The sequence below is a fragment of the Delftia sp. BGA-UO-ETr-SB1 genome, from assembly GCF_059567865.1.
Genome location: NZ_JCAQOW010000006.1, coordinates 1497558 through 1512240 on the forward strand (window position 1 = coordinate 1497558; position 14683 = coordinate 1512240).

The window sequence follows — 14683 nt, forward strand, 5'->3', positions numbered from 1 at the left end:
TGGCGCAGTGCCGCTAACCGCATGAGCTCCGCTCCCGCTACCCTTGTCCGTGGCCGCCAGGCCGTCCATGCCTGGCTGATGCTGCTGCCGGCGCTGGTGCTGCTGGTGGCCTTCACGCACTGGCCGGCCGTGGCCACGCTGATCGACAGCCTGCATGCCACGCCGCGCGGCGGCCAGCCGGGGCCGTGGGTGGGGCTGGAGAACTACGCCGTCATGGTGGACGACCCGGTGTTCTGGCAGGCCGTGCGCAACAACCTGTGGTTTGCGGCGGCCACGATTCCGCTGTCCATGGCGCTGGCGCTGGCCATGGCGCTGTGGGTCAACGAGAGGCTGGCCGGCCGCGCCTTCGTGCGCATGGCGTATTTCACGCCCACGGTGCTGCCCATGATTGCCGTGGCCAATATCTGGCTGTTCTTCTACACGCCGCAGTACGGGCTGCTGGAGCAGCTGCGCGGCGCACTGGGCCTTCCCGCGCACAACTGGCTGGGCGACCCGTCCACGGCGCTGGCCTGCGTGACCGTGGTGGCGGTGTGGAAGGAGGCGGGCTTTTTCATGATCTTCTACCTGGCCGCGCTGCAGACCCTCAACCCCAGCCTCAAGGAGGCGGCGGCCATCGAGGGGGCCTCGCGCTGGTACTTCCTGCGCCGCGTGCAGTGGCCGCTGCTGATGCCGACCACGCTGTTCGTGCTGGTCAATGCGGTGATCAATGCCTTCCGCCTGGTGGACCATCTCTTCATCCTCACGCGCGGCGGGCCGGACAACGCCTCCACGCTGCTGCTCTATCACCTGTACGAAGTGGGCTTCAAGTTCTGGGACACGGGCTATGCGGCGGCCCTGACCGTGGTGCTGGTCGCCGTGCTGGCGGCTGTGGCGCTGCTGCAGTTCTTCGTGCTCGACAAAAAGGTGCACTACCAATGAGCGCCGCACCCATTGCCCCGCGCCATGCGCCGCCCGCGCTGTACGGCGCCACCTGGCTGGACACGCTGGCCGCCTGGCTGCTGGCCCTGCTGTGGATACTGCCGCTGGCCTATGCGTTCTGGACGGCCTTCCATCCGCCCGAATACTCGGCACGCTTCGACCTGGCCGCGCCCTGGACGCTGGAGAACTTCCGCCGTGCCTGGCAGGCCGCGCCCTTTGCGCGCTATTTCCTGAACACGGCCGTGCTGGTGGTCATGATTTTGGCGGCCCAGCTGGTGCTGGGCACGCTGGCGGCCTATGCCTTTGCGCGCTACCGCTTTCGCGGCCAGGGCCTGGCCTTTGCCCTGGTGCTGGTGCAACTGATGATCATGCCGGACATCCTGCTGGTGGCGAACTACCAGACCCTGTCGCGCCTGGGCGCCGTCGATACGCTGCTGGGCATCGGCCTGCCGTACTTCGCATCGGCCTTTGCGATCTTTTTGCTGCGCCAGACCTTCCTGGGCATTCCCCGGGAACTGGACGAGGCCGCGCGGGTGGAGGGCGCCAGCACCCTGCAGATCCTGTGGCGCGTCTACGTGCCGCTGGCGCGGCCCGTGTACCTGGCGTTCGCGCTGGTGTCGGTGAGCTTTCACTGGAACAACTTCCTGTGGCCGCTGATCATCACCAACAGCGTGCAGGCGCGCCCGCTCACGGTGGGGCTGCAGGTGTTCTCCAGCGTGGAGTCGGGCGTGGAATGGGCCACCATCACGGCCGCCACGCTGATGAGCTCGGGGCCGCTGCTGGTGGCCTTCGTGCTGTTCCAGCGCCAGTTCGTACAGAGCTTCATGCGTGCGGGGATCAAGTGAGGGCGGTGCTAAAGTTCCTTGTCCCAGCCTTTCACCCCGAGGTCCACCATGTCCGGTCCCGCATCCGCAGGTCTGTTCATCTACGCCAAGCAGCCTGACCGGCTGGCGCTGTTCTACATGGAGGTGCTGGCCATGCGCATGCTGCACCACACGAGCGAGCTCATGGTGCTGCAGTCGCCGGACCTGCAACTGGTGCTGCACGCCATTCCCGAGGCGATTGCGCGGCACATCACCATCACCGAGCCACCCCAGCCGCGCGAGAACGTGGCCCTCAAATTCTTTGCCACCGTGACCAGCTTCGCGGCCGTCCGTCCCCTGGTCATCGCCCATGGCGGCCAGCTGTGGGAGCAGTCCTGGCAGGGTCCGGGCTTTCGCGTCTGCAACGCCATGGACCCCGAAGGCAACCTGTTCCAGCTGCGCGAGCCGCTGCCCGCATGATGCAGATCCTCACCTGGAACACCCAATGGTGCCTGGGCCTGGACGGCTGCATGGACCCGGAGCGCATCGTGGCGCATGCGCTGTCCATGGCCGATGTCGACGTGCTGTGCCTGCAGGAAATCGCCATCCACTATCCCGGCCTGCAGGGTGCGCCCGGCGACCAGGTGACGCAGATCCGCCAGGCCCTGCCCGAAGGCTGGAAGGTCTTCTTCGGTGCCGCCGTGGACGAGTTCACGGCCGTGGGCCGGCAGCGCTTCGGCAACCTGGTGGCCACGCGCCTGCCGGTGCTGCAACTGGCCCACCACCGCCTGCCGTATCCGCACGATGGCGGCGTGCGCAGCATGCCGCGCTGCTGCACGGCGGCCACGGTGATGGATGCCGCGCTGGGCCCCGTGCGGGTGATGAGCACCCACCTCGAATATTTCTCGCGCCGCCAGCGCATGGCCCAGGCGCTGGCGCTGCGTTCCCTGCAGATCGAGGCCCTGGGCCAGGCCGAGGCGCCGCCCCAGCCCGCCAGCGACGGCTCGCCCCAGCAGACCAAGCCGCACACGCCGCATGCCGTGCTCTGCGGCGATTTCAACTTCGAGCCGCATGAGGACGAATACGCCGGCCTGTCCGCCCCCTGGGCGGCCGGCGAGCAGGGAGCCCTGAGCGCCGGCCAGTGGCACAACAGCTGGAGCGTGCTGCACCCGGACCAGCCCCAGCCGCCCACCTTCCGGTTGTTCGACCGCCAATGGGGCCCCGAGCCCGGCGCCTGCGATTTCGCCTGGGTCAGCGACAGCCTGCGCGGCCATGTGCGTGGCTGGGCCGTGGACAGCGACACAAGGCTCTCCGACCACCAGCCCGTGCTGCTGCAGCTGGATTGATCCAGGTCAGGGTCCGCCGCCAAGCCGGCCTTGGCCTACAGACAGTGTGGCGGGCCTGCTCCAAGGTCATGGGGACTGTTTTGAAGGAGCATCCATGAGCCCCAATCCGCTGTCCACGATTCTTCACCGCACCTGGTGGGTGCTGCTGCTGCGCGGCCTGGTCGCCATCGCCTTCGGCGTGCTGACCTGGGCCCAGCCGGCGGTATCGCTGGCGGCGCTGGTGCTGACCTTCGGCGCCTTCACCTTTGTCGATGGCCTGCTGGGCGTGTACTCGGCCATCCAGGGGCGCGACCAGATGCGCCATTGGTGGGTGCTGCTGCTGTGGGGCCTGGCCGGCGTGGTGGTGGGCGTGCTCACCGTGGTCGCGCCCGGCGTCACGGCGCTGGTGATGACGCTGTACATCGGCGCCTGGGCCCTGGTCACGGGCCTGCTGCAGATCGTGGCGGCCGTGCGGCTGCGCAAGGAGATCACGGGCGAGTGGCTGCTGATCCTGGGCGGCGTGCTGTCCGTGCTGTTCGGCGCCTTCGTGCTGGCCCAGCCGGGCGCGGGCATGATGGCCATGCTCTGGGTGCTGGCCACGTATGCGGTGGTCTTCGGCGTGCTCATGGTGCTGCTGTCCTTCAAGCTCAAGAAGGGCATACGCCATTCTTCCTGAGCCGCTGGTGCAAAGGCGGACAATGCCGGCTCCATGATCGAATCCCGGCGACCTTCTCCCTTCATGCGTCTTCCCCGCGCGGCCCTGGCGGCCGCGCTGCTGTTCGCGGCGGCCGGTGCCGCCCAGGCGCTGCCCAGCTTTTCCGAGGTCCGCGAGGGCCACCGCTCCTCCGAGACCGAATTGCTCTCGCGCGAGGGCGAGGTGCTGCAGCGCCAGCGCACCGACGCCAGCGTGCGCCGTGGCGACTGGGTGGCCCTGGCCGACATCTCGCCCGCGCTGCGCACGGCCCTGGTGCTCAGCGAGGACAAGCGCTTCTACGAACACAGCGGCGTGGACTGGGCGGCCGTGTCCTCCGCCGCCTGGGGCAACCTCTGGAACCAGCGCACGCGCGGCGCCAGCACCATCACCATGCAGTTGGCGGGCCTGCTGGACGGCGACTGGCGCCAGGGCCCAGGCGGGCGCAGCGTGGTGCAGAAACTGGGCCAGACCGTCTCGGCCCAGGTGCTGGACCGGCGCTGGCGCAAGGACCAGATCCTGGAGGCCTACCTGAACCTGGTGCCCTTCCGTGGCGAGATCGTGGGCATCGATGCGCTGTCGCGCACCCTGTTCGGCAAGGCCGCGCACGGGCTGGACGCGCGCGAGGCCGCCATTGCCGCCGCCCTGGTGCGCGCGCCCAACGCCTCGCCCGAGCGCGTGGGCCGGCGCGCCTGCGGCGTGCTGCAGTCGCTGGCGCCCGAGGATGCGGCGGCGCGCGACTGCACGGCCATGGAACTGCTCACCGCCAGCGTGCTGCTGCGCCGGCAATGGGCGGCCAGCGAAGGCCAGGCCCCGCATCTGGCGCGCCGCTTGCTGGCCGAGCCGCAGTCCAAAGGCCAGGCCCGCGTGCGATCCACGCTGAGCGCGCCCGTGCAGCGCTTTGCCGTGCAAAGCCTGCAGCAGCAACTGCGTGAGCTGCAGGGCCGCAACGTGGAGGACGGCGCCATCGTCGTGCTGGACAACGCCACGGGCGAGGTGCTGGCCTGGGTGGGCTCGTCGGGCGAATTGAGCCAGGCGGCCGAGGTGGATGGCGTCACGGCCATGCGCCAGCCCGGCTCCACGCTCAAGCCCTTTCTCTATGCCCAGGCGATTGCCGAGCGGCGGCTGACGGCGGCCTCGCTGATCGAGGATTCATCGGCCCACATTCCCACGCAGAACGGGCTCTACATCCCGCAGAACTACGACCGGCGCTTCAAGGGCTGGGTCTCGGCGCGCACGGCGCTGGCATCCTCGCTCAACGTGCCGGCCGTGCGCACCCTGGTCATGGTCACGCCCGATGCCTTCTTCTCGCAACTGCAGCGCCTGGGCCTGCCGCTGCGCGAAAGCGGCGGCTACCACGGCTTCAGCCTGGCGCTGGGCAGCGCCGAGGTGCCGCTGCTGCAGCTCACCAACGCCTACCGCGCCCTGGCCAACGGCGGGCAACTGACGCCCGTGCGCTGGGCGGCGCAGCCCACGGGCGCGGGGTCCGCAGCGCAAAAGTCGGCTGCGCCCGTGCAGGCCATCGACGCACGCGCGGCCTTCATCGTGGGCGACATCCTGTCCGATCCCATGGCGCGCGCGCCCACCTTCGGCACGGACAGCGTGCTGGCCACGCGCTTCTGGTCGGCCGTCAAGACCGGCACCAGCAAGGACATGCGCGACAACTGGGCCGTGGGCTGGTCGCAGCGCTACACCGTGGGCGTGTGGGTGGGCAATGCGCGCGGCGAGGCCATGCACTCGGTCAGCGGCACCAGCGGCGCGGCACCTGTCTGGGCCGCCGTGATGGGCTTCCTGCATGCCCGCACACGCAGCCGCGCGCCCAAGGCACCGGCGGGTGTGCTGCAGCAGGCGGTGCGCTTCGGCCCCGATGCATCGGGCCTGCCGCTGGAGAGCGCGCGCAGCGAGTGGTTCGTGGCGGGCACGCAGCAGAGCCTGTTCGCCATGGCGGGCAGCGGCCTGCCTGCCGCATCCGCATCAACACGCGGGACTTCGGCGGCCTCGCCCGTGCGCATTGCGCGCCCGGCCAACGGCACCATCCTCGCGCTGGACCCCGACATTCCGCCAGACCGCCAGCGCGTGCAGCTGTCGGCCCGGCCCTCGGGCACGGCCGCCACGCAGGAATGGCAGGATGCCAGCCTGCGCTGGCGCATGGTCAGTGCTGCCGCGCCCGGCGCGGCCGAGCCGCCGCCCAAGGAGATCGGCCGGGGTGCTGCCGCTGCCTGGATGCCCTGGCCCGGCCGGCACCGGCTGGAACTGGTCGATGCCAAGGGGCAGGTGCTGGACAGCGTGCAGGTGGAGGTGCGCGGCGCCGGCGTGGTGGCTTCGCGCGCGGGCGGGCGCTGATCAGGCGCCGGTCGTGATCACTGCGCCGCGCGGGGGCCCGCCGCGCGGATGCCCGCCGCACGGAAGCCCGCCGCAGTGAAGGCCACCAGCTCGTCGATCACATGCTCCACGGGGTCGGCGCGGTGGCCGCCGCCCAGCATGCGGCTGACTCGGCCGTTGTCGGAGCGGATGTACATCATGGCGCCGTACATGCATTCCAGGCGCCACTGGAAATCGTGCTGCGACAGCTGCGGCAGAGCCTGGCGCAGCAGGGCCGCAAAGCGTTTGGCAGCCTCGTCGTAGGCGGCAAACACCACCTCCCTGACTGCCTGGTCGGGATCGACCGAGCACAGGGCCGTGACGCGGTTGAAGTCGGCCTCGCCCTCGCTGTGGGCGGCGCGCAGCGCAGGGGCGATGAAGGCCCGAAGAATGTCCTCCACGGCGGGCTGCGGCGACTGCTGCTCCAGCCTTTGCAGCAGCGCATGGCGCTGTCCGTTGACGGCCATCACGCGCTGCTCGAACAAGGCCTTGAGCAGGCCCAGCTTGTTGCGGAAGTGGTAGTGGATGGCGCCCGTGTCCACATCGGCCAGCGCCATGACGGCGCGCAGCGACGTGCCCGCGTAGCCATGCCGCGCAAACAGCTGCTCGGCGGCTTGCAGAAGGCGTTCGCGGGCCTGGGCGCGGGGTTCCTCGGCCGCGGTGTCATCGGTGCTGGACGTCATGGCTGCGGATCATAGACAGCGCCAGGCCCTTGCCGCACCAAACCATGGCATGGTGGTGACATGGATTGATTCAGTCGACTGACTGAATTAACATGCGCAGCCATCACACAACGACAAGGAGACACAGCATGACCACCCGCAAGTGGCTCGGCGCCCTGATGGCGCTGGGCTGCACCCTGGCCACCGCGCAGGAGCCGTTCCCGTCGCGGCCGCTGACCCTCATCAACCCCTGGGCGGCGGGCAGCTCCACCGACGTGATGGCGCGTACGCTGGCCGAGGAATTCCGCAAGCAGCTGGGCCAGAGCGTGGTCGTGGTCTCGCGCGACGGGGGCTCGGGCGTGATCGGCATGAATGTGCTGGCCCAGGCGCCGGCCGACGGGCTGACGCTGGCCTTCACGCCCATGACCCCCATCACCGTGCAGCCCCACTACGTCAAGGGCCTGAAGCTGGGGCCCGACAGCGTGCAGCCGCTGTGCGGCGTGACGGAGAACATCCTGGGCGTCAGCGTGCGCGCAGACAGCCCTTTCAAGACGATAGGCGAGCTGGTGGCGGCGGCGAAGAAGGGCTCGCTGAGCTACGGATCGCCGGGACCGAACTCGGCGCCCTTCCTGGCCATGGACCAGCTGGAGCGCGACCAGGGCCTCAAGCTCGTGCATGTGCCCTACAAGGGCGATGCCGGCTCGATACAGGAATTGCTGGCCGGGCGGCTGGACTTCGTCAGCAGCATCGCGGCCTCGGCTGCGCCCCAGATACGCGCGGGCAAGCTGCGCCTGCTTGCCGTGGCCTCGGAGCGCCGCCACCCGGCCTTCCCCGAGGTCCCCACCTTCAAGGAACTGGGCATGGCGGTGCAGGAGGAATCGTTTGCGGGCCTGTTCGTGCCGCGTGGCGTGTCCGAGGCGGTGCTGGGCCGGCTGGACGCCGCCTGCGCCGCCGCAGCTCGGTCCGATGCCGTCAGGCAGGTGGCCCAGCGCGGCGACCAGGTGGTCTTCCACCAGGACCGCCGCCAGTGGGACCGGCGCATCCACGACGAATTCCGCAAACAGGGCGCAGCGGCCGAACGCCATGCGCAGTGACCTCCTTTCCGCCATCTCTTCATCCATGACCGATTCCAGCCTGCCCCCCATCCGCCGCGTGATCACGGCCAACGACGCACAGGGCCGCTCCTTCATCGCCGAGGACGGCGCCTCGCCCGCCGTGCGCCTGGTCGAGGAACGCCCCGGCTACCGCATCACCAACCTGTGGCGCACCGATGCCTCACCCGCGCAGATCAATGCGCCCGACACCATTGCCATCCACCAGGGCGTGGCACCGCCGCCCTATGGCACGGTGCTGCGCATCCTGGACATTCCGCCCGAACCTGCCGATCCGCAGGAGCTGGCGCGCGCCCTGCATGCCACCTTTACACGCATGTACGGCGACGCCCACCGCAACGTGCAGCCCGGCGAGCATCCGGGCATGCACCGCACGGATACCGTGGACTACGCGCTGATGCTGGAGGGCGAGCTGGTCGCCATCCTGGACCGCCAGGAAACCGTGCTGCGCGCCGGTGACGTGCTCATACAGCGCGGCACCAACCATGCCTGGGCCAACCGCTCGGGCCGGCCTGCGCGCATTGCCTTCGTGCTGGTGGCGGGCGAGCAGGGCTCCTGACTCAGGGGGCCTGGCCTGCCCATGCCGCCACGGCAGGGCGTGGCCGCACGAAGCGCTGCTCGATCACGGTCTCGCCCCATTGCTGGCCCGGCCATTCCTCGGCCAGGGTGAAGCCTGACGATTCGTAGAGCCGGCGTGCTGCATCCAGGCCCCGGAAGGTCCACAGCTGGGTGGCCTCGAAGGCCTGCTGGTCGCAGAACGCCAAGGCCTGCTGCAGCAGCTGGCGCCCCGTGCCGGCGCCGCGCAGGCCGTCTTCCAGGATGAACCAGCGCAGATGCGCCTGGCGGCCCTCGGGGTGCTTGCCAAGGTCCTCTCCATCGATGGCCACGGAGCCCACGATGCGGTCGCCGTCCAGCGCCGTCCACAGCTGGTTGCAGGGCTTGTCCAGCCGGCCCGCGAACTCGGCCAGGCCGCTGGCCACGCGGCTTTCGAAGAAGACGCCAAAGCCTGCGTGGCGCGCATAAAAGCGCGCATGCATGTCCACGATGCGGCCCAGGCAGCCGGGCCGGTATCCGGGCAGGACCTGTATTTGCGCGGGTACGGGCTGGGGCAGGGGCTCCTCCTGCCGGTGCGCCTGCAGCGCCCGGGCGTACAGTGCCAGCCCTTGGGCGACGGCCTGCTGCTGCGGCGCCTGCATGCGGTCCAGCGCCGCCGTCACCTGCTGGCGCCCGAAGGCCTCGATGGCGGACAGCGTACGCCGGCCCTTGGCGGTCAGGGCCAGCTGCTTGACGCGGCCATCCTCGCCATCGGCGGCTTCCTTCAGCTCGCCCGCCTCCACCAGCTTGCGCACCATGCGGCTGACGCTGGATTTCTCCAGCCCCAGGACCAGGGCCAGCTGCGAGGCCGCCATGCGCCCCTGTGCGCCGATCTCCAGGATGGCATGCACGGCCGAGGGCGGGTAGTCCGTGGCCGCCAGCGTGGCCTGCATGAAGCCCAGCTCGCGCACCATCAGGCGCGAGGCGGCGCGGATGCCATCCACCAGGGAAAGATCGTGCTGCGGCATGGGTGCTCCTTGGGGCCGTGCAGGGTTTGAATATGGTTGCATGGTACAACCATAAATGCCGCTGCGCATCTGTTGATGCAGCGATGCGTACCCCAGGCGTAAAAAAGCCGCCCGGCGCATGCGGGCGGCTGGGGCCTGGCGCAGATGCGCAAGGCTCAATTGACCATCAGGCGGAACGGCCAGACATAGGCCTGCAGCGTCACGAAGATGCCCATCAGGCAGGCCAGGGCGACGGAGTGGAAGAACACGTAGCGCAGGATGTCGCCCTCATGGTTGAACCAGCGCGTGGCCGTGGAGGCGACGACGATGGACTGCGCATCGATCATCTTGCCCATCACGCCGCCCGAGCTGTTGGCCGCGCCCATGAGGTTGGGCGACAGGCCCAGCTGCTCGGCCGCCACCTTCTGCATGCCGCCGAACAGCACGTTCGATGCCGTGTCCGAACCCGTCAGCGCCACGCCCAGCCAGCCCATCAGGGTGCCGAAGAAGGGGTAGAACACGCCCGTGTTGGCGAAGGCCAGGCCCAGCGTGGTGTCCGTGCCCGAGTAGCGCGTCAGCGTGCCCAGGGCCAGCATCAGCACGATGGTGATGAGCGAATAGCGCACCAGCCAGATGGTGCGCACGAACTGGTTGACCAGCTGCACGGGGTTGTACTTCATGACCAGGCCGCCCACGATGGCCGACAGCAGGATGCCCGTGCCCGTGGCCGACAGCAGGTTCAGCGTGTAGATGGCGCCTTCCTTGGTGGGCTGGCGCACGACGGGCGGCACTTTCTCGATCAGGTTGTGCAGGCCTTCCATGGGAAAGGCGGGCGCGAACAGGCCGTTGAGCGCGGCCTTGACCGAGGGCAGGCCCCAGATGAAGACGAAGACCGTGAGGATGGCCCAGGGCGTCCAGGCGCGGATCACGTCGGCGCGCGGGTGCTGGGTCACGGCGCGGGGCGCCTGGGCCTCGCCGCCGCTGTTCTCATGGCCCTTGAGCGAGGTCGAGCGCCAGATGGTCCTGGGCTGCCACATGCGCAGGAAGCCGACCGTGCAGACCATGGAGACGATGGCCGCGATGATGTCCACCAGCTCGGGGCCGATGAAGTTGGACACCAGGTACTGTGGAATGGCGAAGGACACGCCGGTCACCAGGATGATGGGCCAGATCTCCATCATGGCCTTGCGCCCGGCAAAGGCCCAGATCAGCCAGAACGGCACCAGCACCGAGAAGAACGGCAGCTGGCGGCCGACCATGGCGGTGACTTCCATCAGGTCGTATCCATGGACCTTGGCCAGCGTGATCACCGGCGTGCCCAGCGCGCCGAAGGCCACGGGCGCGGTATTGGCGATCAGCGACAGGCCCGAGGCGGCCAGCGGCGAAAAGCCCAGCCCGATGAGGATGGCCGCCGTCACGGCCACGGGCGTGCCGAAGCCGGCCGCACCCTCGAAGAAGGCGCCGAAGGCGAAGGCGATCAGCAGCAGCTGGATGCGCCTGTCCTCGGTGATGCCGGCAATGGAGTCCTGCAGGATCTTGAAGCTGCCGTTCTTCTCGGTCAGCTGGTGCAGGAAGATGATGTTCAGGACGATCCAGCCGATGGGCAGCAGCCCCGTGAAGCCGCCGAACAGCGCCGCGCGCCCGGCCATGCCTGCCGGCATGTTGTAGACGAAGACCGCGATCACCAGCGCCGCAATCAGCCCGGCGCCGGCTGCCAGGTGGGCCTTCATGTGCAAAAAGCCCAATCCCACCAGCATGACCACGACCGGGATGGCCGCGAGCAGTGTGGACAGCCACATGTTGGAAAGAGGGTCGTAGACCTGCTGCCAAACCATAGGAGCGTCTCCTGAAGAGTTTTTAGGATGTTGTGCGGGGCGGATCGTCGCTCTCATGGCTGGTTGGCACACTAGCGTTAGCCCTCGGTTGGGCTGCGAGAGAGAAAATTTCAATCGGCGCACAAATCACTTCAAACCCGAACGGGTGACTGGAATGCGCCCTGCGCACTACCATGCTCGGCAGTCCCGCGGCATGCGGGTTCCAGAAAGCCAGAAAACGTGTCCACCGACCTTTCCAAAATCACCTGCATCGAAGACCTGCGCGTCGTGGCCCAGCGCCGCGTGCCGCGCATGTTCTATGACTATGCCGACTCGGGCTCCTACACCCAGGGCACCTACCGCGCCAACGAGGACGACTTCCAGAAGATCAAGCTGCGCCAGCGCGTGGCCGTGAACATGGAGGGGCGCAGCACGCGCACCACCATGATCGGCCAGCAGGTGGCCATGCCCGTGGCCATTGCGCCCACGGGCCTGACCGGCATGCAGCACGCCGATGGCGAGATCCTGGGCGCGCGCGCGGCCCAGGCCTTCGGCATTCCGTTCACGCTGTCCACCATGAGCATCTGCTCCATCGAGGACATTGCCGAGCACACGGCCCGCCATCCGTTCTGGTTCCAGCTCTATGTGATGCGCGACCGCCGGTTCATGGAGCGCCTGATCGAGCGCGCCCGTGCCGCCAACTGCTCGGCCCTGGTGCTGACGCTGGACCTGCAGATCCTGGGCCAGCGCCACAAGGACATCAAGAACGGCCTGTCCACGCCCCCGAAGCCCACGCTGCGCAACCTGGCCAACCTGGCGACCAAGCCGCACTGGTGCCTGGGCATGCTGGGCACCAAGCGCCGCACCTTCGGCAACATCGTCGGCCATGTGGATGGCGTGGCCGACATGAGTTCGCTGTCGTCGTGGACAGCCAGCCAATTCGACCCCAGCCTGAACTGGGGCGATGTGGAGCGCATCAAGAAGCTCTGGGGCGGCAAGCTCATCCTCAAGGGTGTCATGGACGCCGAGGACGCGCGACTGGCGGCCGACAGCGGCGCCGATGCGCTCATCGTCAGCAACCACGGCGGCCGCCAGCTCGACGGCGCACCCTCGTCCATCGAGGCGCTGCCCGGCATTGCCGAGGCGGCGGGCAAGGACATCGAGGTCTGGATGGACGGCGGCATCCGCAGCGGCCAGGACGTGCTCAAGGCGCGTGCCCTGGGCGCCCAGGGCACGATGATCGGCCGCAGCTTCCTCTACGGCCTGGGCGCCTACGGCCAGGACGGCGTGACGCGTGCACTGCAGATCATCCAGAAGGAGCTGGAGACCACGATGGCCTTCTGCGGCCATACGCAGATCGATACCGTGGACCGCAGCATCCTGCTGCCCGGAACCTATCCGGGTGCCGTTCGCTGAACCGGCAAAAGCCGCACGAAAAAAGGACCGCCTCGGCGGTCCTTTTTCCTTTCAGGCTGCGCCTCAGGCTTGGGCAGGTACGCGCCGGCTTTCCGGCTGCGCCGCCACCAGCCGGCCCGCCGCATGCAGCACGGCCAGGATGGACGCGGTCACGATGTTGGCATGGCGCCCCGCGCCGAAGCGCGTGCCCGCCACGCCGGGCAGGGCGGCCTCGACGATGGCCAGCGCCATGGCCCCGGCACCCTGGCCCAGGCTGCGCTCCTCGTAGTGGTCAATGCGCAGCGCCACGCCCAGGTGCTGGCCAATGGCGGCGGCCACGGCATCGATGGGGCCGCTGCCTTCGCCATACAGCTGCAGCCGAAGGCCGTCTGGCCGCACCACTTCCAGCGCAATGCCCTGGCCCTGGGCGCTGTCGAACAGGTGGTGGCTGCGGTGGCACCAGGGAAGCTGCAGGGGTGCGAGGTAGGTCGCCTCGAACAGCTTCCACAGGTCGTCGCTGGCCAGCTCGGCCTCGCAGGCGTCCGCCTGTTTTTGCACCACGGCGCTGAACTCCACCTGCATGCGGCGCGGCATGGTCACGCCATGGTCGCGCTGCAGCAGGAAGGCAATGCCGCCCTTGCCCGACTGGCTGTTGACGCGAACGATGCTGTCGTAGGTGCGGCCCAGGTCCTGCGGGTCGATGGGCAGGTAGGGAACGCGCCAGGGCGCATCGGGCCGCTGCGCCGCAAAGCCCTTGGCGATGGCGTCCTGGTGCGAGCCCGAGAACGCCGTGAACACCAGGTCGCCCACATAGGGGTGGCGCGGGTGGATGGGCAGGGCCGTGCATTCCTCCGCAATGCGCGCCACGGCGGCGATGTCCGAGAAGTCCAGTCCCGGCGCGATGCCCTGCGTGTACAGGTTGAGCGCCAGCGTCACCACATCGAGGTTGCCGCTGCGCTCGCCGTTGCCGAACAGGCAGCCTTCCACGCGCTGAGCGCCGGCCAGCAGCGCCTGCTCGGCGCAGGCCACGCCCGTGCCCCGGTCGTTGTGCGGGTGCACGGACAGCACGATGTGCTCGCGCCGTTCCAGGCGGCGGTGCATCCACTCGATCTGGTCGGCGAAGACATTGGCCGTGCTCACTTCCACCGTGGTCGGCAGGTTGATGATCATGGGCCGCGCGGGGCCTGCATCCCAGGCGCGGATGGCTGCGTTGCACACGGCCAGCGACACGTCGAGCTCGGCCATGCAGAAGGTCTCGGGCGAGTACTGCAGCACCCATTCGGTCTCGGGGTGGGCATCGGTCAGTTCGCGCAGCAGGGCGATGTGGTGCTCCACCATGGCGATGATCTCGGGCACCTGCATGCCGAAGACGATCTCGCGCCAGGCCGGGGCAATGGCGTTGTAGAAGTGCACGATGGCGCGCCGCGCTCCGGCCACGCTGTCCACCGTGGCGCGGATCAGGTCCTCGCGCAGCTGGGTGATGACCATGGGCGTCACGTCGTCGGGGATCAGCCCGTTGTCGATCAGGTGGCGCACGATGCCGTAGTCGGTCTGCGAGGCCGAGGGAAAGCCCACCTCGATCTCCTTGAAGCCTATGCGCACCAGTTCGTGGAACAGGCGCAGCTTGCGCTCGCGGTTCATGGGCTCGAACAGGGCCTGGTTGCCATCACGCAGGTCGGTGGACAGCCACACGGGCGCCTGGCTCAGCTGGCGTGAGGGCCATTGGCGCTCGGGCAGGTCGACGGCGGGGAAGGGAAGGTATCTGGACGCGGGATTCTTCAGCATGCGGGCCTCGCAGGAAATGCTGGGGTTTGCAGCCACCGGATCGGCCGGCGGCCCCGCTCTCCTGGCTTCCCGGTGTGGGGAAGCTGCGCCAGGCCGGGATCAGGGAGAGTCGGTGCGAAATGCGGCGCCTGCGCAGGCGCCCGGACCCCGGCCATGGGCCAGGGGTGGTAGGGAGGGCGAGGGCAGGCGGTGCATGGTGCGATGGCGGTGAATCACAGGGAACGGGTGCCAGTTTGCGGGCAAGGTGCCTGTCTGTCTCTATAGAATTTCTCATTT

13 protein-coding genes are annotated in these 14683 nt (G+C 68.8%); 9 read left to right on the forward strand and 4 right to left on the reverse strand.

Annotated features, from left to right (window positions below):
• Positions 1-21: 21 nt before the first annotated feature.
• From AC57B5_RS25530 to pbpC, 6 genes are all read left to right on the forward strand, one after another.
• Complete coding sequence (locus AC57B5_RS25530; RefSeq protein WP_492801863.1) at positions 22-918, forward strand: ABC transporter permease subunit; 897 nt, start codon at positions 22-24, stop codon at positions 916-918.
• Complete coding sequence (locus tag AC57B5_RS25535; RefSeq protein ID WP_012207102.1) at positions 915-1763, forward strand: carbohydrate ABC transporter permease; 849 nt, start codon at positions 915-917, stop codon at positions 1761-1763. The genes AC57B5_RS25530 and AC57B5_RS25535 overlap by 4 nt, the downstream gene beginning before the upstream one ends.
• Before the next feature lie 48 nt (positions 1764-1811).
• Positions 1812-2201: a VOC family protein gene (locus AC57B5_RS25540; protein WP_012207101.1), complete on the forward strand. Its 390-nt coding sequence runs from the start codon at positions 1812-1814 to the stop codon at positions 2199-2201.
• Positions 2198-3067 (forward strand): endonuclease/exonuclease/phosphatase family protein, encoded by an 870-nt coding sequence (locus AC57B5_RS25545; protein WP_496400575.1) that lies wholly within the window; start codon positions 2198-2200, stop codon positions 3065-3067. The genes AC57B5_RS25540 and AC57B5_RS25545 overlap by 4 nt, the downstream gene beginning before the upstream one ends.
• A 94-nt stretch (positions 3068-3161) precedes the next feature.
• A complete protein-coding gene (locus AC57B5_RS25550) occupies positions 3162-3722 on the forward strand; it encodes an HdeD family acid-resistance protein (protein WP_012207099.1) in 561 nt (186 codons plus the stop codon).
• A gap of 33 nt (positions 3723-3755) precedes the next feature.
• The gene (gene pbpC / locus AC57B5_RS25555) at positions 3756-6080 is read left to right on the forward strand and encodes a penicillin-binding protein 1C (protein WP_496400576.1); all 2325 of its coding nucleotides are present in this window, start codon (positions 3756-3758) and stop codon (positions 6078-6080) included.
• A 17-nt stretch (positions 6081-6097) separates the two neighbouring features.
• On the opposite strand, the gene AC57B5_RS25560 is transcribed toward pbpC, so the two are convergent.
• Entirely contained in the window at positions 6098-6781 is a 684-nt protein-coding gene (locus AC57B5_RS25560; protein WP_071956657.1) for a TetR/AcrR family transcriptional regulator, read from the reverse strand.
• Between the two features lie 128 nt (positions 6782-6909).
• Between AC57B5_RS25560 and AC57B5_RS25565 the strand changes: the two genes are divergently transcribed.
• The gene (locus AC57B5_RS25565; RefSeq protein WP_496400577.1) at positions 6910-7854 is read left to right on the forward strand and encodes a tripartite tricarboxylate transporter substrate binding protein; all 945 of its coding nucleotides are present in this window, start codon (positions 6910-6912) and stop codon (positions 7852-7854) included.
• Between the two features lie 25 nt (positions 7855-7879).
• The gene (locus tag AC57B5_RS25570; RefSeq protein WP_012207095.1) at positions 7880-8431 is read left to right on the forward strand and encodes a cupin domain-containing protein; all 552 of its coding nucleotides are present in this window, start codon (positions 7880-7882) and stop codon (positions 8429-8431) included.
• Position 8432: 1 nt separating this feature from the next.
• Here the strand turns inward: AC57B5_RS25570 and AC57B5_RS25575 are convergent, their stop codons facing one another.
• The gene (locus tag AC57B5_RS25575; RefSeq protein ID WP_496400578.1) at positions 8433-9434 is read right to left on the reverse strand and encodes a bifunctional helix-turn-helix transcriptional regulator/GNAT family N-acetyltransferase; all 1002 of its coding nucleotides are present in this window, start codon (positions 9432-9434) and stop codon (positions 8433-8435) included.
• Positions 9435-9589: 155 nt separating this feature from the next.
• Positions 9590-11248: an L-lactate permease gene (locus AC57B5_RS25580; RefSeq protein ID WP_496400579.1), complete on the reverse strand. Its 1659-nt coding sequence runs from the start codon at positions 11246-11248 to the stop codon at positions 9590-9592.
• A gap of 219 nt (positions 11249-11467) precedes the next feature.
• On the opposite strand from AC57B5_RS25580, the gene AC57B5_RS25585 reads away from it, so the two are divergent.
• Positions 11468-12643: an alpha-hydroxy acid oxidase gene (locus AC57B5_RS25585; RefSeq protein WP_034396710.1), complete on the forward strand. Its 1176-nt coding sequence runs from the start codon at positions 11468-11470 to the stop codon at positions 12641-12643.
• Between the two features lie 63 nt (positions 12644-12706).
• Here the strand turns inward: AC57B5_RS25585 and AC57B5_RS25590 are convergent, their stop codons facing one another.
• Positions 12707-14407, reverse strand: a complete 1701-nt coding sequence (locus tag AC57B5_RS25590) for a 2-isopropylmalate synthase (protein WP_496400580.1) — start codon at positions 14405-14407, stop codon at positions 12707-12709.
• Positions 14408-14683: the final 276 nt, after the last annotated feature.

What these genes read in the sequence shown, in the direction of transcription:
- AC57B5_RS25580 (WP_496400579.1), bottom strand. Translation starts at nt 11,248, where the DNA reads ATGGTTTGGCAGCAGGTCTACGACCCTCTTTCCAACATGTGGCTGTCC.
- AC57B5_RS25540 (WP_012207101.1), top strand. Translation starts at nt 1,812, where the DNA reads ATGTCCGGTCCCGCATCCGCAGGTCTGTTCATCTACGCCAAGCAGCCT.
- AC57B5_RS25530 (WP_492801863.1), top strand. Translation starts at nt 22, where the DNA reads ATGAGCTCCGCTCCCGCTACCCTTGTCCGTGGCCGCCAGGCCGTCCAT.
- AC57B5_RS25570 (WP_012207095.1), top strand. Translation starts at nt 7,880, where the DNA reads ATGACCGATTCCAGCCTGCCCCCCATCCGCCGCGTGATCACGGCCAAC.
- AC57B5_RS25535 (WP_012207102.1), top strand. Translation starts at nt 915, where the DNA reads ATGAGCGCCGCACCCATTGCCCCGCGCCATGCGCCGCCCGCGCTGTAC.
- pbpC (WP_496400576.1), top strand. Translation starts at nt 3,756, where the DNA reads ATGATCGAATCCCGGCGACCTTCTCCCTTCATGCGTCTTCCCCGCGCG.
- AC57B5_RS25550 (WP_012207099.1), top strand. Translation starts at nt 3,162, where the DNA reads ATGAGCCCCAATCCGCTGTCCACGATTCTTCACCGCACCTGGTGGGTG.
- AC57B5_RS25590 (WP_496400580.1), bottom strand. Translation starts at nt 14,407, where the DNA reads ATGCTGAAGAATCCCGCGTCCAGATACCTTCCCTTCCCCGCCGTCGAC.
- AC57B5_RS25545 (WP_496400575.1), top strand. Translation starts at nt 2,198, where the DNA reads ATGATGCAGATCCTCACCTGGAACACCCAATGGTGCCTGGGCCTGGAC.
- AC57B5_RS25565 (WP_496400577.1), top strand. Translation starts at nt 6,910, where the DNA reads ATGACCACCCGCAAGTGGCTCGGCGCCCTGATGGCGCTGGGCTGCACC.
- AC57B5_RS25575 (WP_496400578.1), bottom strand. Translation starts at nt 9,434, where the DNA reads ATGCCGCAGCACGATCTTTCCCTGGTGGATGGCATCCGCGCCGCCTCG.
- AC57B5_RS25560 (WP_071956657.1), bottom strand. Translation starts at nt 6,781, where the DNA reads ATGACGTCCAGCACCGATGACACCGCGGCCGAGGAACCCCGCGCCCAG.